Origin of the sequence: Bacillus sp. SRB_331 (assembly GCF_003264175.1) — a bacterium.
Taxonomy (GTDB): Bacteria; Bacillota; Bacilli; order Bacillales; family Bacillaceae_G; genus Bacillus_A; species Bacillus_A mycoides.
The window spans coordinates 41,223-58,479 of sequence record NZ_NADV01000031.1 but is presented as its reverse complement, the minus strand read 5'-3'; the positions used below and the strand labels follow the sequence as shown (position 1 = coordinate 58,479).

The 17,257-nt window shown below is 35.1% G+C and carries 18 protein-coding genes; 14 read left to right on the top strand and 4 right to left on the bottom strand.

What is annotated here, in order from left to right:
• Window positions 1–25: 25 nt before the first annotated feature.
• Together B5P42_RS21600 and pdxR are read right to left on the bottom strand one after the other, a co-directional pair.
• Entirely contained in the window at window positions 26–466 is a 441-nt protein-coding gene (locus B5P42_RS21600; RefSeq protein ID WP_113735183.1) for a YaiI/YqxD family protein, read from the bottom strand.
• Window positions 467–546: 80 nt separating this feature from the next.
• Window positions 547–1,989, bottom strand: a complete 1,443-nt coding sequence (pdxR, locus tag B5P42_RS21595) for a MocR-like pyridoxine biosynthesis transcription factor PdxR (RefSeq protein ID WP_113735182.1) — start codon at window positions 1,987–1,989, stop codon at window positions 547–549.
• 124 nt (window positions 1,990–2,113) lie between these two features.
• Here pdxR and B5P42_RS21590 point away from each other — a divergent pair, with 124 nt between their 5' ends.
• Window positions 2,114–3,025 (top strand): DMT family transporter, encoded by a 912-nt coding sequence (locus tag B5P42_RS21590; protein ID WP_113735181.1) that lies wholly within the window; start codon window positions 2,114–2,116, stop codon window positions 3,023–3,025.
• An 18-nt stretch (window positions 3,026–3,043) separates the two neighbouring features.
• On the opposite strand, the gene B5P42_RS21585 is transcribed toward B5P42_RS21590, so the two are convergent.
• Complete coding sequence (locus B5P42_RS21585; RefSeq protein WP_113735180.1) at window positions 3,044–3,511, bottom strand: NUDIX hydrolase; 468 nt, start codon at window positions 3,509–3,511, stop codon at window positions 3,044–3,046.
• Window positions 3,512–3,607: 96 nt separating this feature from the next.
• Here B5P42_RS21585 and B5P42_RS21580 point away from each other — a divergent pair, with 96 nt between their 5' ends.
• The 6 genes from B5P42_RS21580 (at window position 3,608) to B5P42_RS21555 (ending at window position 8,126) form a co-directional block, all read left to right on the top strand.
• A complete protein-coding gene (locus tag B5P42_RS21580; protein ID WP_113735179.1) occupies window positions 3,608–4,009 on the top strand; it encodes a DUF3980 domain-containing protein in 402 nt (133 codons plus the stop codon).
• Between the two features lie 17 nt (window positions 4,010–4,026).
• Window positions 4,027–4,497: a GNAT family N-acetyltransferase gene (locus tag B5P42_RS21575; protein WP_113735178.1), complete on the top strand. Its 471-nt coding sequence runs from the start codon at window positions 4,027–4,029 to the stop codon at window positions 4,495–4,497.
• Between the two features lie 47 nt (window positions 4,498–4,544).
• Window positions 4,545–5,435 (top strand): AraC family transcriptional regulator, encoded by an 891-nt coding sequence (locus tag B5P42_RS21570; RefSeq protein ID WP_113735177.1) that lies wholly within the window; start codon window positions 4,545–4,547, stop codon window positions 5,433–5,435.
• A gap of 23 nt (window positions 5,436–5,458) precedes the next feature.
• On the top strand, window positions 5,459–6,406 hold the full coding sequence (locus B5P42_RS21565; protein ID WP_113735176.1) for a serine hydrolase domain-containing protein: 948 nt from the start codon (window positions 5,459–5,461) through the stop codon (window positions 6,404–6,406).
• Window positions 6,407–6,528: 122 nt separating this feature from the next.
• Window positions 6,529–6,795, top strand: a complete 267-nt coding sequence (locus B5P42_RS21560) for a hypothetical protein (protein ID WP_113735175.1) — start codon at window positions 6,529–6,531, stop codon at window positions 6,793–6,795.
• Window positions 6,796–7,088: 293 nt separating this feature from the next.
• Entirely contained in the window at window positions 7,089–8,126 is a 1,038-nt protein-coding gene (locus B5P42_RS21555; protein ID WP_113735174.1) for an SDR family oxidoreductase, read from the top strand.
• Window positions 8,127–8,185: 59 nt separating this feature from the next.
• On the opposite strand, the gene B5P42_RS21550 is transcribed toward B5P42_RS21555, so the two are convergent.
• Window positions 8,186–8,977, bottom strand: a complete 792-nt coding sequence (locus tag B5P42_RS21550; protein WP_113735173.1) for a DUF4240 domain-containing protein — start codon at window positions 8,975–8,977, stop codon at window positions 8,186–8,188.
• Between the two features lie 201 nt (window positions 8,978–9,178).
• Here B5P42_RS21550 and B5P42_RS21545 point away from each other — a divergent pair, with 201 nt between their 5' ends.
• The 7 genes from B5P42_RS21545 to B5P42_RS21515 all read left to right on the top strand — a co-directional run bounded on the left by B5P42_RS21545 (window position 9,179) and on the right by B5P42_RS21515 (window position 17,176).
• Complete coding sequence (locus B5P42_RS21545; RefSeq protein WP_060750394.1) at window positions 9,179–9,646, top strand: NUDIX hydrolase; 468 nt, start codon at window positions 9,179–9,181, stop codon at window positions 9,644–9,646.
• 21 nt (window positions 9,647–9,667) lie between these two features.
• A complete protein-coding gene (locus B5P42_RS21540; protein WP_113735172.1) occupies window positions 9,668–10,309 on the top strand; it encodes an alpha/beta hydrolase in 642 nt (213 codons plus the stop codon).
• A 278-nt stretch (window positions 10,310–10,587) separates the two neighbouring features.
• Window positions 10,588–11,946: an MFS transporter gene (locus tag B5P42_RS21535; protein WP_113735171.1), complete on the top strand. Its 1,359-nt coding sequence runs from the start codon at window positions 10,588–10,590 to the stop codon at window positions 11,944–11,946.
• A gap of 130 nt (window positions 11,947–12,076) precedes the next feature.
• Window positions 12,077–14,281 (top strand): helix-turn-helix domain-containing protein, encoded by a 2,205-nt coding sequence (locus B5P42_RS21530; RefSeq protein ID WP_107886682.1) that lies wholly within the window; start codon window positions 12,077–12,079, stop codon window positions 14,279–14,281.
• A 174-nt stretch (window positions 14,282–14,455) separates the two neighbouring features.
• Complete coding sequence (locus B5P42_RS21525) at window positions 14,456–15,277, top strand: MerR family transcriptional regulator (protein WP_113735170.1); 822 nt, start codon at window positions 14,456–14,458, stop codon at window positions 15,275–15,277.
• 261 nt (window positions 15,278–15,538) lie between these two features.
• Complete coding sequence (locus tag B5P42_RS21520) at window positions 15,539–15,841, top strand: PTS sugar transporter subunit IIB (protein WP_044438172.1); 303 nt, start codon at window positions 15,539–15,541, stop codon at window positions 15,839–15,841.
• 42 nt (window positions 15,842–15,883) lie between these two features.
• Window positions 15,884–17,176: a prolyl oligopeptidase family serine peptidase gene (locus tag B5P42_RS21515; RefSeq protein ID WP_113735169.1), complete on the top strand. Its 1,293-nt coding sequence runs from the start codon at window positions 15,884–15,886 to the stop codon at window positions 17,174–17,176.
• The last annotated feature ends 81 nt before the right edge of the window (window positions 17,177–17,257 follow it).

Genomic DNA, 17,257 nt, shown 5'->3' with positions numbered 1-17,257 from the left:
TTCCTTGCAAATAGACGGTTCATTTTTAAAGTGCGATTATACTTTTAAAGAGCACTCTAAACTTCTCTTTATCTTCTGCTGTAAATGGTTTCGGTCCCTTTGTACGCTTACCGCTTTTTCGAACCATTGCACTTAAATACCGTGTTTGTAACAATTGTTCAATGTTTTCATTCGTATACTTATAGCCTTTATGGTGTAGAACGATACAGCCTTTTGCTAAAGCAAGCGAAGCAAGACCGTAATCTTGCGTTACGATTAAATCTTCTTTTTTTGCTAACTGCATAATCCGGTAATCCGCAGCGTCTGCTCCAGAATCAACATAAATTGTTTCCACACCTGATGGCTGCTTAGCATTAGAATAATGAGAGAAACTAGTAACGAGGGTAACAGGAATTTCGGCATTCGTAGCTTCATAAATAATCACATCTTTTACAGGACAAGCATCTGCATCAACGTAAATCTTCATTTTATCACTCCTATGAATAGGTTCGTGTTGATAATAATGGTAGATTTTGCTTTTGTCAAACGAGACTTCTTTACATAATGTTATTTCCCACAAACCAAAATAGCCTCACGCAAACGAGAAATACCTTTTTCAATTTGATCAATATTCACTTTCCCGTAAGATAAACGAATATAACCATCTTTAGCACCGAAAATACTTCCCGGCATAAAGGCGATTTCTTGTTTTAAGCTTTGCATAATGAGTTGTTTTTCGTTTATTGGTTCTTTTAATTTCCCCCATATGTATATACCACCGGTTGGGCTTGAGAAAGAGATTTTATCGTGAAGTTGCTCGTTTAGGGCACGAACGATAATGTCTCTTTTTTCTGCTAGTTGCTTTCGTAAAGGAACTATATGAGACTGAAATGGTATAGTTTCGAAAAATTGCTGCATAAGCCACTGCGGGAATATACTCATTCCTAATTCCATTTGGTGACGCGCATCTGATAATCGCTCGACTACAGACTGCGGAGCGACAAGCCAGCCAACTCGTAAACCTGGCGCAATCATTTTTGATAAGGAATGTACATAAATGACAGTTCCGTTTTCATCAATCGATTTTAAAGTAGGGCAAGGTTGTTTCTTTTCTAGCGTAAGTAAACTGGACGGATCATCTTCCACAATCGCAATTCGTAAGTCTGCGCAAAGTGATAACAGTTTTTTTCTACGGTTTGGATGCAGCATTGTTCCCGTAGGGTTTTGGAAATTTGGATTTAAAAAGATCATTTTAATACGATGCTTTCTATATAACTCTTGCACATCGTCTGGATTAATACCGTGTTCATCGACAGGTAATGGAAAAATACGAATACCTGCCGATTGGAATAACGGTAATGAATAACAGTGTGAAGGGCTTTCGAAAGCGACTGCGTCACCTGGATTTAATAAACATTGTACGATAAGGTGAAGTGCTTGTTGGGCGCCAGATGTAATCATAATCGATTGTTCGGTCGCTTCAACTTTTAAATATTCCCTCATATATTTTACGACCGCTTGCCTTAGCGGGAGATAGCCCTGCGGATGATCGTAACTTAATGACTGCGTTAACGGCTGCTCTCGTAAAATCGTTTGTAGTTGATCGTGAGGATAGAGGTTACAACCGAGCTCTCCATTTGCGAAGTCAATCATGTTTTCATTTTGTTGTACTTCTGCCCGAATATGACGAAGTAGCGGTAAGTTTGGTAAAAACGTACCACCTTCTACGAAACCTCTCCAGTTCGGTGTTAATGTTGGAGAAACACCCCACATATGTGTACTCACACGTGTACCTTTACCGGTCGTACTTTCTACGATTCCCATTGCGCGAAGTTCATTATAAGCAGTCGTTACCGTACTGCGGTTTACATTTAACTGCGTAGCTAATTTTCGTTCTGAAGGGAGGAAGCTACCTGGGGGAAGCTCTCCGTATGTAATACGTCTTTCAATAAAATCAACAACTTGCTGATAAATAGGGATTTTACTGTCGTTATCTAGCTTCCATTCCATACAAACGCCTCCGCATCTCTTATATACATTAAGTATAACAAATTGGCTGGGTAAAAAAACAGCCAATTGGACGGTGTTTTATCCAGCCAATTTTACTATGCTAAATAGGGAAGGGGAGATTCGGATGAAACGATGGCAAATGGAGTGGCTCCTAGTATCAGTTGCATTAGTATGGGGAGCAAATTATACAATTGGAAAGTATGGCGTGGCATTTATGTCATCCATTCAATTTAATAGTTTACGATTTTTAGTAGCATCACCGGTATTATTACTTATTACATTTTTAATGGAACGCTCATTACGTATTGAAAGAAAAGATTGGTTACGATTAGTAGCAGTCGGTATCGTTGGTACGGCAATGTATCAAACGATGTTTATGCTATCTGTAAAATATACTTCAGCAACGAACGCCTCATTATTAATTGCGATGTCACCTATTTTTACAGGAATATTAGCAGTATTGCACAAACAAGAACGTTTTTCGATGAAAGTACAAATTGGTTCAATAGTAGCATTTATTGGTGCAGCATTCGTTTTATTAACAGGGCATACAGGAGGAGCTACATACGAGTATGCATGGCTCGGAAATGTAATTGGATTAGTTGCAGCAATTGCGTGGGGATGGTATCCAATATTAGCACAACCCCTTATTACAAAATACTCCGCAATGAGAGTCACATCATGGTCTACTTTAATTGGAATTGTACCGCTTGTTGTATATTGTTTATTCAACGTAAATACGTTAACGTGGCCAGTAGATATGCCAAGCTGGGGATCACTAGCATATTCAATCGTCTTTGCGACAATCTTCGGACTTGCAATGTGGTATGTCGGTATTAGTAAAATAGGCTCAACGAAAGTAATGGTTTATATGTATCTCGTACCATTGTTCGCAGTTATCTTTGCGGCAGTAACAATCGGAGAGCAAATCAATATGATGCAACTCGTTGGCGGATTTATTATCTTTATCGGCTTATATGTTGTAAAAAAAGGCGGAATGAAAAAGCCTGCTCTCAATTTGAAAAAAGTAAGCTAACAGTAAAAAGGATCTCTTTCATATAGAAGGAGATCCTTTTTTATTTCGAAATAAAAGTGCTTGTTCAATGGCCCATTTTTGATGATCATGAATGAGAAGCTCTACGGCGTGTAATGGAGACATCCACTTTAAAACATGATCCTCTTCACAGTTATCAGTTTGCTGATGTATCATATTTGCGATATAAAAGAAACCATCATTTAAATAATATGTATCTTCCTTTTCCGCATAAAAATATCGTGCTGCATTACCGATATATTGATCAATTTCAATTGCCCAACCTAACTCCTCTAGTAATTCACGATGTAAACATTCTTCTTTGGTTTCTTTACCTTCCATACCGCCACCTGGTAAAAAGAAGCGTTCTCCTTTTTGGATAATAGCTATGTTTGAAGCAGATGAATTAAAAATAACCGCATAGCAACTCGGCCGTAATACATAATGAACGGTGGGATTTTTAGAACCAAATGTGGGTTTTGAAATCATAAAACACGACCTTTCTCTATAAAATACATAAAAGGGATAATAAGGTAAATGTCGAATTATATTAAGATAATCATAGTTGATTGGAGTGATATCAAAATGATAAATCGAAAATGTTCAAGGTGTAAAGAAATAACAGGTACAATACATGGTGGTAAAAAAATTAAGGAAGAATTTTTGTGTGAAGATTGTCTTCAAAAAGGAATTGCGAGCGGGGAAATCGAATTATCACAAGTGGAGAAAGAACAAACTTCGTATCTTTCTATAAAAATATTAAAAATAATGAGTGTTATTTATTTAATCGTATCTATTATAACAGCTTTTTCTGCTGAATCACTTATACAGGATCCAGGGTTTGGTGGCGTATCATTTTCAATATCAGGTGCGATTGGTGTTATGATACTTGGATCGATATTCCAATCTGTTCTTGTATTTTGTGGTATTTGGGTATTCATTCTTTTAGTAGAAACGGTTATTAAAATTTATGAGAAAATGAAGTGAGTGAGAGGGAGAAACACATGCGAGTAAGAAACATCCAAGGGGAAGATTATGTAAAGGTTCATTCTGTTTTAGATGATTGGTGGGGCGGAAGAGACATGGCTAGTATGTTGCCAAAGTTGTTTTTCGTTCACTTTCAAGAAACGAGTTTTATCATTGAAGAAGAGGGAGAAACGTTAGGTTTCTTATGCGGATTCTTTTCGCAAACACATAAAGATGAAGCGTATGTTCATTTTATAGGTGTAAATCCGAAATATAGAAGAAGCGGAATCGCATCGACACTGTATTCTTATTTCTTTGATGTCGCTCGTGCAAACAACCGTAAAGTTGTAAAAGCAATCACGTCACCGGTGAATAAAAAGTCGATACGATTTCATCAAGAAATTGGTTTTAAAATTGAAGCTGGGGATGATGAGATAGATGGTGTATCCGTACATACAAATTACGATGGTAATGGCGGGAGTAGAGTTTTATTTTTAAAAAATATGTAAAGTAGGCTAACGTGAAGTTAGCCTTTTTGTTGTGAGGAGGGATAAGTATGGAGAGTTCTCAAAGTAGAAATGAGTATTTACAGCGCATATATAAAGTTCAAGATTATATAGAATCAAACATAAATGATTCGCTTTCCATTGAGGAGCTAGCTAATGTGGCAGGCTTTTCGAAATTTCATTTTCATAGAATTTTTAAAGGGATGATGGATGAGCCGTTATCTCGGTATGTGAATCGTTTGAAATTAGAGAGGGCAACACACCTTCTTACTTATCGTACAGATATGACGATTACAGATATTGCGTATTACTTCGGGTTCACAGATTCAGCAGTTTTCTCCCGGACATTTAAAAGTCAGTACGGAGTAAGTCCATCTCAATATCGAAGCCACAATAGCAAGAATTGCAAAGACGTAAGTGAAACTTCTCAATACAATGAATGTAAGAAGGTTCGAGGAGAGGTTGAAATTATAACAGCGGATACCGTAAACGTTGCATACATACGACATGTAGGTACATATAAAGACTTAGCTATAGCTTTTCCAAAAATGATAGAAAAATTATTTCATTACGCATCGGAGCAAAACTATTATGTATTCGAGGATACGAAGGTATTAACAATTTACCACGATCATCATGAATTTACTGAGGACTATCATTTAAGAACAAGTTTATGTATAACAATTCCGGATGAGTCCGCAGTAGGAACGAGCGAAATTGGAATAATGGTAATACCTTCAGGGAAATATGCGGTAGGTCATTTTGAGATACGCCAAGATGAATATAAAGGAGCATGGGATTTCTTATACGGTGAATGGTTGCCAAATAGCGGATATAAACCGAGAGATTCATATCCTTTTGAAGTGTATAAAAATGACCCAAGGCAGCACCCAGAACATAAACATATAGTCGATATATATGTACCTATCGAACCTTTTTAATCATAGATTAAGGGGGAAGAAGAATGAAAACGGCTGAACAGTTAGATTGTGTTGTAAAAGAAGAATATAAAAATATTAATGGTATGTTAGTAGTGCAGAAAGGTAATGTTGTTTTTGAAAACTATTATAATGGTTACGGTCCAGGTGATGCATTTCATGTAGCATCGGTCACAAAAACGATAATCTCTGCGTTAATTGGGATATGTATAGATAAAGGATATATCAAAAGTGTTAATCAAAAAGTAATAGAGTTTTTTCCTGAATATAATCTTAAGGTATCTGAAGTAACAGTGCGGCATCTACTTACAATGACAGCTCCATATCCTTATGTGGATTGGCAGGAACCGTTAGAAGAATTATGTACACAACAGGATTGGGTAAAGTATACGTTAAATAGAATTGGGAACGGTGGGCAAATTGGAGCTTTTAAATATTCATCTGCAGGAGCTCATTTACTATCAGCAATTATTACGAGGGTAACAGGGAAAAGTGCTCGTGAGTTTGCGAATGAATACTTATTTCAACCAATCGGTATGAGAGAAATTCCAAACTACAATATGAAAGCATTTGGATTCGATGACTTATTCGGAAAAGATGTGAAAGGATGGGTTCACGATCCAAATGGTATTTCGACGGGCGGCTGGGGACTAACGTTAACAGTTAAAGATATGGCTAAGTTTGGAAAGATGTATTTGAATGAAGGTATTCATAATGGAAAGAAAATTCTTTCAAAATCATGGGTAAAAGAATCAACAGCAATGAATCCGAATCAATATGGCTACTTATGGTGGTTACGAGAAGAGGATGCGATCTATTCATACTGTGCAATGGGCGATGGTGGGAATATGGTTTGCTGTATACCGGAGAAGGAATTGGTGGTGGTGATTGCGTCTGAAATTGTACCGGAAGCGGTGGATAGATGGGAGCTAATTTCGAAATATATTCTTTCTTGTATACAGATAAATAATTAAATTTAGTAAAAAAGATGATGTTAATTGGGATTTCACACCATATTTTTCGCTATTATGAATAAGTAAGAGATAGAAAGAGAGTTTTCTAGATGGATTAAAGACGTTGTGTGAAAGGTGAGGGTATGATGTTCAAGTCTAATATTGTAGAAATTATTTCAGCATTAGTATCTATTATCGGCGTGTATATTCTTATAAATGCAACAGAAATGGGGAGTAATGCAGCCGGTGCATCTGTTACAGAGCAAGGCGGTCATATGGATACAAGTACATATTTAGCTTTATTACAGGGGTATGGAAATTCGTATACAATTCTAGGTGCGATTTGTTTATTTATGGGATTGCTCAGTTTAATTTCGATAATTTCAATTCAAGTATATAAAAGTAAATAGAGGTTAAAAAAGCAATGCTTCTGTCAATTTGGCAGGAGCATTGCTCGTATAACTAAGTATTTTCATAGATGTGTATTTACCACTATGACTTAGTTGAAATATTTTTCAATCCCTCTTTATCGTCTTCATTACTGTCGAATTCGATAAAAAGTTATGTCACAAGTTGCAAATTTGGATGACGTTATATTAACTATAGAAAAAAATGAAAAATACCCGTAACTTTTTACAAGGAAAAATCGTTTAACAAAAGAAAATGTTTTTAATCATGCGCTTGATTGAATGGGGGAAAAAGAATGAAGATTCTAATACTAGGTGGTACACGTTTTTTAGGAAGAGCTTTCGTAGAAGAGGCTTTAAAAAGAGGTCATGAAGTTACATTATTCAACCGTGGAACAAATAAAGAAATTTTTCCTGACGTAGAGCAGTTAATCGGTGACAGAAATGATGATGTTTCAAGTTTAGAAAATCGAAAATGGGATATGGTCATAGACACGTGTGGATTTTCTCCGCATCACATTAGGAATGTAGGAGAAGTACTTAAAGATAATATAAAGCATTATACATTCATCTCAAGCCTTTCCGTATATAAAGATTGGATTCCGCATCACATAAAAGAAGAATATATATTACAACCTGAACCACCAAGTGATAAGGTAAAAGCTGTAGAGAATGGTGAAATATCTCCTTACGAGTATTACGGTGCGCTCAAAGTATTATGTGAAAAAGAGGCAGAGAAGTATTGGCCGGGGCGTGTTTTCCACGTAAGAGCAGGACTTCTTTCGGGAATGTTTGATTATACAGATCGGCTTCCATACTGGGTTCAGCGCGTAGCAAAGGGCGGGAATGTGTTAGTGCCAGGAAGAAAAGACCGTCCAGTACAGTTAGTGGATATAAAAGATGTCGCAAGCTTTGGACTAAGCATGGCAGAAAATAATAAAGCAGGTACATTCAATATAACAGGTCCGGATTATAAATTAACGATGGAAGAGCTATTAAATACGTGTAAAAAGGTTACGAATAGCGATGCTGAATTCGTTTGGGTTGATGAGTCGTTTATGCATGAGAATAAAGTGCAGCCATGGACAGAGATGCCATTATGGCTTCCTGAAACTTTTTCATTAGAAGATGAAACAGATCCGTGGAAAGGTGGATTCTCTATTAATATAGAGAGCGCAGTTAAAGAGGGTCTTACTTTTAGAAGGTTAGAAGATACAGTTAAAGACGTGTATGAGTGGATGAGAGAAACGAAAGATAGGGAATTAAAGGCAGGTATTTCAATTGAAAGAGAAAAGGTGCTGTTAGATAAGTGGTATGAAATAAAGAGAGGTTAAATAAGAATCCTATGAAAAAAGGACTCTGTCCATTGGTTAAACAGAGTCCTAATATTCATCTACCACTCAATCGGATCTTCCCCGTACACTTCCCATAACTTAGGAAACATATTTTTTAATCCTTCCTCGTCATCTTCATCCCAATCTAATTCGATGTCAACTTCCTCAAATTCTTCATTTGATAAGACATGGTATAGTGTAAAGTATGTATCATCTTCATCCCCAGTCTTCTCCATATATACTTCTTGTCCGAAGTATAGCGTAAGTTCTTCAATTTCTGGAACATCATACTCACTCAAATTTTCTAATACAGGAATTAACCGTTCTGGATCTTCAATACATGCTTCGTATGTTTCTTTTCCTTGATATAATAACCATCCGCGGAAGTAATCAAAACAATCATCCGAACAACCGCCTAAAATAATATAAGCAGCTGCCCATAAACGAGACGTATAGGAATCTTTCAAAATACGGTGCATATGTGTATCAAAAGCTACAATTTCATGTACTGTACGTTTAGCAAGGTGAGAAGTAAGCCATTCTATTTGTTCTTCTTGGTCTTCACCTTTCGTTTTTGCACGATTAAGTAGTTCCCAAAATTCTTCTTCTGTTATCGTTTTTTCCTTTATGTAATCTTCCTCAAGGCACGGGTCTGTATATCCTTTTTTTCGTTTAGAAGCGATTAGTTTGTTAGCTTCTTTTATACATTCTTCTTCTGTTTCAAACTCTTTCGCTTTTACACTACCAGCTGTGCCAATTTTTCCGTAAAACACAACGTAGTCTCTATCTTTCACAATGATTTTCCAAAACTTATTTGATTTCTCATTTTGCTGGATTAATAACGTTTCCATTCGTACCCCCATATTGCTTTTCTAGTGTGCATTGTGATTGTAACATATGTATATATATTTATAATGACAGAAAGTTGAATTTAATTTTTGGAAAGTTCGAAAATCATTGAACGGAATAGAAAAATTTAGTAATCTTATTTGTACAGTATATACATAATAGTTTAGTAATAATTCGATATTTAATATATAGGGGGCATTGGGATGGATCTTACATTTAAAGTAGAGGAAACATGTTTTAATTACCGAGTCGGAGCAATTTGTAAACAGGGTAATAAGATTCTCATTCTTCAAAATGAAGGCGAAGATTATTGGTACGTACCAGGCGGGCGCGTGAAAATGCTAGAAAATAGTGAAGATGCATTAAAACGAGAGCTTGCAGAAGAACTAGCTGTTCCTATTGAAGTGAATAGATTAATATGGTCAGTTGAAAATTTCTTTACACTTTCTGAACGAAAGTTTCATGAAATTAGTTTTTATTATGAAGTAGAGCTACATGAATTACCTGCGAATGGAGCGGATCAATATATTTTGGAAGAAGAAGGTAGAAGGTATATATTTAAGTGGGTGCCGATAGAAAAATTAGATACATATAACTTACAACCAGCATTTATAAAAGAAAAGGTAATGGATATATCAGTTCATACAGAACATATCGTTTTACAAAAGTAAACATGTCCGGAGGGGAAAACGGTGAAGGGGACTAAAAAGGAAATACATATAGACGACAAAGTCATTCGTTACACACATATCGAAAGGGGTTCCAGTGCGGTTTGTTTTATGTTCTCAGGTTCAGGCTACAATTATGACAAGCCGTTATTTTATTATGCAACGATGCTAATGCTTGAAAATAAAATAGATGTAGTACATATTCATTATTCCTACGATGGACAGTTAATGGAAAAACCAATGGAAGAAGTAACGAAAGTAATGATGGATGATATTAATCCTATCATTAATAAATTGCTAAGAAGTGGACAATACAACGATTCGATGTTTTTAGGAAAATCACTTGGAACGATCCCAGTGGCGAATGATTTAATGAAGAGAGAAGAGTTTTTACAATCAAAAATGATATTATTGACACCTTTACTGACGTTTGAGTCGATTTTTGATTCTATCTTACATAGTCATCACGACGGGATTTTAGTAATGGGAGACAAAGATCATCAATACAATGCAAGTCAAATTGAGCAATTAGATCAATCGAATCTAAAGATTGAGGTTGTCAAAAATGCAAACCATTCTTTAAATGTTGGGGAATTTGAAACAGAGAATTCAATTACAGTTATAGCAAAAATGATAGGGAAACTTGAAGAAATAATAAAAGATTGAATGAATAATAATTATTAATTTACATGCAAAAGAGGTGCTTATTGCACCTCTTTTTTATGTTCAAATTTTAATGCCTATGAAGCGACGTCCGCATTAAAGAGGAATATTACTTTTCTATTTCCTATAAAAAGCGGATAACAATTTTTAATAGTAGTTATTACAATTTAAATACGGAAAATTCAGAAAAATTTTCAGGAACTTAGGAGGAGGTAATTGAAAGCGTTTACGAATGTTGGAGTACAAGAAAGGGAAAATTCCCATATAAGGAGGCTATTAAGATGAAATCGATTAACCCGATGAATGTGATAGACGAGAGTCGTATTCATTCCATGCATATTTGGTTAATATTTTGGTTATTTATCGTAATTGCATTTGATGGATATGATGCTGTTATTTATGGAGCAACAGTACCTTCGCTCATTAAAGAGTGGGGAATATCGGATGTTACAGCAGGGGCAATTGGTAGTTATACAGCTATAGGAACGGCAATTGGTGCTGCTTTCTTTGGTTTATTAGCTGATAAAATAGGTCGTAAAAATATCATACTAGTAACTACAATCTTATTTAGTCTATTTACATGTCTAGCTGGTTTTGCGAACGGTCCTGTAATGTTTGCGGTTTTCCGTATTATCGCAGGTATAGGGCTTGGCGGAGTTATGCCGAATGTAATTGCTATAGCAACAGAATTCTCGCCGAAACGAGTTCGAACTGCTATCGTATCTTTTATTTTTTGCGGATATTCAGTTGGAGCAATGGCAGCAGCACTTACAAGTCGTTCCCTTCTTACGACAGCAGGATGGGAGCCCGTTTTTTGGTTAGCAGGAATTCCGTTATTGTTTATCCCGTTTTTAATGAAAAGTATTCCTGAGTCTGTGGGTTTTCTTTTAATGAAAGGAAAAATAGAAGAAGCTAAAAAAGTAATAGCTAAGGTAAATCCACAATTAAGTAAAGATGTGGCAATTGAATTTACAAAACCATCAACTAAAGAAGCTGGTTCTCCGGTTGTTAAGTTATTTGAGGAAAAGCGCGCCGTAAGTACAATTATGTTTTGGATTTCATGTTTCAGTGCTTTCGTACTCATTTACTCTATGAGTACATGGTTACCAAGGCTTATGATGCAGTCAGGGTACGATCTTAAATCAAGTCTCACATTTACGGCAGTCATGCAAATTGGAGCTATTGTTGGAACACTCATATTCGGTCCAATAGTAGATAAAATCGGATTTAAAAAGGTACTTGTCCCATTATTTTTCTGTGGAGCAATTGCGTTATCACTCATCGGATTTGTAAATAATATGTTTTTAGGGTTTTTGTTAATTTCAGTGATTGGCGCTTCTTCTGTCGGACTACAAAATATGTCAAATGCATTCGTTTCTCAATATTATCCTAGTAATATGCGCTCAACAGCAGTAGGAAGTACAATGGCCTTTGGGCGTCTTGGAGGTGTGGTAGCTCCGACGTTGGTAGGTATTCTTCTTTCCATGCATTTATTGCCTCAATATAATTTTGCGGTAATTGCGACTGCTGCTGTAATTGGTGGTATAGCGTTGTTGTTTGTTAAAGAAGAACATGGGATTCATTATAAAGAGAAAAAAGAAATCGTTAGTGGAAATAACAATGTAACTACAGCCAAATAGTGAATGATCAATCCCGAGGATATATTTCTTCGGGATTCGTATTTGTTTAGTGAATAATCGGAATGTTTACTTTTCTTTTGTGTAACGTTTCTTATACAATAGAGAGAAAAGGTGAAATGGGGGATGGGGCGTGTCTAGTAATAAGAGAGAGAGATTAATGAAAAGAATAGAATATCATTTGCGAAATACATCACGCCAGCTTATTAAAATCGATACGGAAGAAGAGGCGCTTCAGTATTTAACTCATTCCTTTTGCGCAGAATTACATTGTGATTTCGTTGCTGTAATTATTAATGAAGGAGGACAGTTTTTGCCAAAAGCGTGGAGTGGAAATTTAACTTCTTTAGCTTCAGCGTTTCCTCTTCATGCTGATGAATGTTCTTCCAAACTACAATATCAAAGCATAACGGATCAAACGGCAGATGAACCAGAAGTGTGTCTTCTATCTGAAACATTGAAAAGTGCTGGTGCGGAGACTTGGTTTACCGTCCCGTTAAAAGATGATATCCAGCATTTTGGGTTTTGTATTGTCGCCTTTTTAAATCATGTCCCGCTTTTAGATATGGAAATATCATTTGAAGAGTTCGGAAAAGATATAGCAGTGGCAATAGCTGTCGCAAGGCAAAAAGAGTCGCAGTTGAAAAAGATTGAAGGCTTTGGATGGATTAGCAAAAATCTGTCACTAGATGTGCCGTTAGAAAAGCATGTATATGAAGTAACTTCTAAAGCGGGAATGGAAACAAATTCGCATTTTGCATGTGTTTACTTGTATAACGAGACGGAAAATTGTTTTGTCCTACAACCACCATCATATGGAGAAATGAGAAGGCCATACAAAATTATGGTTGAGGATAAATATGTATTAAAAGAACACTTTCCATTTTTTGAAACGATTGGTGGTGAACAGTTTACTGCTCCAATCATTATTGATATGAAACCGATTGGGGTATTACACGTTGAAAAGAAATGTGAAGGGGTTTTTACGGAGGCAGATTCAAAATCACTTGAAATGATTGCAAATCATTTGGCCACTATACTAGATAATGCAAGATTATATAATGGCGAGAAAGAACATAAGCAACGTCTTCATTTTCTATTAGATTATCAGCAAGCTTTATTAAAAGAAACGGTCGATGATAATAATTTTGAAGGTATTACAACAATGCTTGGTAGTCTGTTTCAGGATACAGTATTTATTTTTGATAGATTTATGCAACCAATAGCATTTAATGATGAAAAGGATAGTCGCTTAGCAGAACATTTAGCTGAACTAACGAGAGAAGAACGTAAAAAGCAAAGATTTACTGATACTTTCCAAATTAATGATCCGAATAATAGTGATTATTGTTTTTCGTTTTGGATTATTAATGGGGGCGGTAATTTTTTAGGTTATTTAGCAGTACGAAGATCTAGTGGAGGGATGGATGAATTTGATCAATTAACGGTTGATTTAGCCCGAAATATATGCTCCATCCAGTTTATTAAACAAAAACTAGTTCTAGATACGAAAGAACAGATGAAAGACAGTTTTATTAGTAAATTATTAACTGAAAAAATTGAGGATCGAGATAATATTTTGCAATATGCTAATTTATATCAATGGAATCTTTTCAAAAAACATCGAGTAGCGGTATTATCAATTTCACTCGATGAGAAAGAATTAAAGAAAGGAAACCTACTCGAACAACAAGCGAAAAAGTCACTTATATGGGACTTGATTAAGACGCGTCTTCCAGAACTCGGGACAGGCATTTTAGCAGTATCCCATAATGATGAGCAACTTTTAATTGTTCCTATTGAAAATCAGAAAAAAATCGCTGATACATTTTGGGAATCGATGTTTTATAGCATAAAAAAATGGATTGGCTCATCACCTATAGGCTGTCGTGTTTTATTAGGGATTGGCGGTGTTACAAAACAATTGGAAGACTATTATATTAGTTATCAGCAAGCTATACAGACTTTAAATATTTTAGATAGTCGCTTTCGCAAACAGGGGTTTGCGCTATTTGAAGATCTAGGATCGTATGCCATTTTACATCATTTAAACCATCCAACCGCTGTAGATCTTTTTGTAAAGAAACAAATTGGTCCACTGATTGAATATTCAGAAGGGAAGAATATTGATTTATATAATACATTACATGTGTTCTTACAAAACAATGGAAATGTAAAAAGTGCTGCAGAAGAACTTTTTATTCATAGAAGTTCTCTCTTGTACAGGTTAGAAAAAATTGAATCGCTCATTTCAGTTGATTTAAATCATGCGGAAGTGAGGTTTAATTTAATGATGGCATTAAAGCTTTATGATATGCATGGGGAAGTAGTAGGATAATAGAAGTTTATATTTTCAGTGATGTGCTATTTTGATAAAAGGAGGTTTCACTTTTATCCGAAATCTCTTTTATCCCACTGATTAAAGTTGCACTTTATTTTTATATAATTGTTTTTCAAAACTTGTTACACTATATAGGTATTTAACGGAATTATAGAGTTGAAGGTGATATACATGAAGAAATATAAAATAGGAGAAGTAGGAAAGGAATTTGGAGTTTCAATAGATGCTTTAAGGTTTTATGAAAAGAAAGGGTTCCTAAAACCACAAAAGGACAAAGATAATGGTTTTAGATTTTATACATATGAGGATTTTGGAGTATTTTTAGCAATTAGAAGTTTTAGACAAATGGGTTTTCATGTTAAGGAAATTGGATCGGTTTTTAACGGTTTAGAATATGATGACATAATGAAAAAATGTAATGATAAAATAGCTGAAAAAAATGAAGCGATAAAACAGTTAGAGTTAGAAACAAAGCAAATAAATGAATTTATGAACTTATTACAAGAATATAAACAAGAAGATAAGCGATGGGTTATAAAACAAGCTGAGACTTATTATTTTCTCAAACATGTTCATTTAAATGAAGGAACATTATATACAAATCCCTTATTAAAAAAGTGGTTGAATTTCTTGCCAACAGTTTCTCCAGCATTATGTATTCCACTTGAAGAATATAGAGTGAAAAATATAGATAACAGTTATTGGGTAATGGCTATCTCTGAATCAAAGGTGAAAGAATGTCAATTACCTATAGATGATTCGGTTATTCAAATACATATGGGAGAGTGCTTGAATTATTTATATGAAAAAGACGTGGATGAACCGTTATCATCGTTGATATTAGATGAATCATTCCATATTATGCAGGAACAGGGATACGCTCTTAACGGAGATGTTTTATGTCGATACGTTTGTGAAACAAAGAGTCAAGACAAAACAGTTGAACATTATATTATTATGATTCCTATTATGAAATCAAATAATGCAAGGTGACCTCGTAAATGTGAAGTAGAGAAGGAAATGAAAAAGGTGCATGTAATTGTTAGACACAGTCTACAATTACATGCACCTTTTTTTGGGAACAAAAGAATTTTCACGCGGTGTCCAGTTAAGTTTATACAAAATAAATGAATTAATTAAATTAAGCTATTGACCCTAGTCTTAGACCATAGTTTATATTGAACCTATAAAGAAAGCGCTTGCAGAAATGAAGAGTATGCAAAGCACTTAAAATAAATATTGGAGGTTTTTAATATGAGAAATATCGTACTTTTATGTAATGCAGGTATGTCTACAAGTATGTTAATGAATAAAATGAAAGGGTTTGCAGAAACGGCAGGTTATAACTGTGAAATTAATGCTTATGCATTAACGGAAGCACAAAATGTTGGCCCAGCAGCTGATGTGATTTTATTAGGACCACAAGTTCGATATGCATTAAATAATGTGAAAAAACAATTGCCAGAAAAGCATATTGAAGTAATTGATATGGCAGCTTACGGCATGTTAGATGGGAAAAAAGTAATTGAACGAGTGAAAACCATTTTAGGTGATTAAAAGTTTCTGCATTTGGAACGATTAACGAGCTTTATACGATTTATGTCAGTTATGAAAAGTACATATTTTGAGGGAGGTCATCGTCTGAAAAAGATAAAGAAATTTCCAATTTTATGTATGGTAATAGGGAGCTTGGCAGGTGGTTTGGTACTTTCAGGATGTTCATCAGAAAGCAAAGGTAAGGCTTTAAAAGACTTAGATATAACACTTATAACGAATGTTCTTCCGTATGGGGAAGTAGGAGCTACCGTCGTTTGTGACTTTGGAGATACAATAGATAGCTCAAAATTAACAAAAGATAGTTTCAAAGTTGAGGTGGAAGTGAATGGGAAACCTCAAAATAGAAAAATAAATAAAGTGTATACAAATAATAAAGCTGAAGTATCAGAAGCTTCAAAAGACGGACAATACGTTGTGATCGAATTAGATGAAAACGATAAACATGCATCTACCTCAACATTTGATGAAGAAAAATTTTTAAGTACAAGAGATAATTTAGATTATAAGTTAACTCTTACGAAAGAAATTAAAACAAAAGAAGGTGCAACTTTTAAAGCATCCGAACAGAAAAATAAAATTTCAAATGTAGTTACTCCTGTTGTAGATGATTTTAAAAAAGGGGTATATCAAGATGCTTCTGGAAGCAAAATGCAATATAGACTTTTTGAGCCTAAAAAAGAGCCTAACAAAAAATATCCACTAGTCTTATTTTTACATGGATCAGGTGAACGAGGAAATGACAACTATATGCAAGTCGTAGGAAATGAGGGCGCTGTAGCATGGGCTAATCCAGAACAGCAAAAGAAAAACCCTGCATATGTGTTAGCTCCTCAGGTTGAGGTAACTGAAAATCTTACAGCATATTGGACCGAGGAACCTAACTATACTACTATGTTTAATTTACTAAAAGAAACCATTGATAAATATGATATTGATAAAAATCGCATATATGTTGTTGGTATGTCCAATGGTGGAATTGGAACTTGGAATGTTATTAAGAAGAACCCGGATCTTTTCGCAGCTGCTGTTCCGATTTGTGGAATAGGAGATTTGCCGGGAAATAAGCTTGTTAGTGAATATGAACCGATGAAAGATACTTCAGTATTCAAGGATATTAAAGATATGCCAATTTGGGTCTTTCATGCAGAAGATGATCCGCTGGTTGATGTGAGATATAGCAGAGATGCTGTACAAGCTATTAAAGAACTAGGTGGTTCTTCGGTCAAATATACAGAATATCCAACTGGAATCGTTAAACCAATGGGACATTTCTCTTGGGTACCAGCGTTGCAGGATAAAGAGATGATAAAATGGTTGTTTAATCAGTCAAAATAATTTTTAAATATCTTTATTATAAAAATATCATTCTACTCATGTGGTGGGTCCATGCATATTTTTATAAGCCCATAAGGAGAG

Bases quoted from the DNA above. Each gene is read 5' to 3' on its own strand.
- B5P42_RS21600 (WP_113735183.1), bottom strand. From the start codon at position 466: ATGAAGATTTACGTTGATGCAGATGCTTGTCCTGTAAAAGATGTGATT.
- pdxR (WP_113735182.1), bottom strand. From the start codon at position 1,989: ATGGAATGGAAGCTAGATAACGACAGTAAAATCCCTATTTATCAGCAA.
- B5P42_RS21590 (WP_113735181.1), top strand. From the start codon at position 2,114: ATGAAACGATGGCAAATGGAGTGGCTCCTAGTATCAGTTGCATTAGTA.
- B5P42_RS21585 (WP_113735180.1), bottom strand. From the start codon at position 3,511: ATGATTTCAAAACCCACATTTGGTTCTAAAAATCCCACCGTTCATTAT.
- B5P42_RS21580 (WP_113735179.1), top strand. From the start codon at position 3,608: ATGATAAATCGAAAATGTTCAAGGTGTAAAGAAATAACAGGTACAATA.
- B5P42_RS21575 (WP_113735178.1), top strand. From the start codon at position 4,027: ATGCGAGTAAGAAACATCCAAGGGGAAGATTATGTAAAGGTTCATTCT.
- B5P42_RS21570 (WP_113735177.1), top strand. From the start codon at position 4,545: ATGGAGAGTTCTCAAAGTAGAAATGAGTATTTACAGCGCATATATAAA.
- B5P42_RS21565 (WP_113735176.1), top strand. From the start codon at position 5,459: ATGAAAACGGCTGAACAGTTAGATTGTGTTGTAAAAGAAGAATATAAA.
- B5P42_RS21560 (WP_113735175.1), top strand. From the start codon at position 6,529: ATGATGTTCAAGTCTAATATTGTAGAAATTATTTCAGCATTAGTATCT.
- B5P42_RS21555 (WP_113735174.1), top strand. From the start codon at position 7,089: ATGAAGATTCTAATACTAGGTGGTACACGTTTTTTAGGAAGAGCTTTC.
- B5P42_RS21550 (WP_113735173.1), bottom strand. From the start codon at position 8,977: ATGGAAACGTTATTAATCCAGCAAAATGAGAAATCAAATAAGTTTTGG.
- B5P42_RS21545 (WP_060750394.1), top strand. From the start codon at position 9,179: ATGGATCTTACATTTAAAGTAGAGGAAACATGTTTTAATTACCGAGTC.
- B5P42_RS21535 (WP_113735171.1), top strand. From the start codon at position 10,588: ATGAAATCGATTAACCCGATGAATGTGATAGACGAGAGTCGTATTCAT.
- B5P42_RS21525 (WP_113735170.1), top strand. From the start codon at position 14,456: ATGAAGAAATATAAAATAGGAGAAGTAGGAAAGGAATTTGGAGTTTCA.
- B5P42_RS21520 (WP_044438172.1), top strand. From the start codon at position 15,539: ATGAGAAATATCGTACTTTTATGTAATGCAGGTATGTCTACAAGTATG.
- B5P42_RS21515 (WP_113735169.1), top strand. From the start codon at position 15,884: ATGTCAGTTATGAAAAGTACATATTTTGAGGGAGGTCATCGTCTGAAA.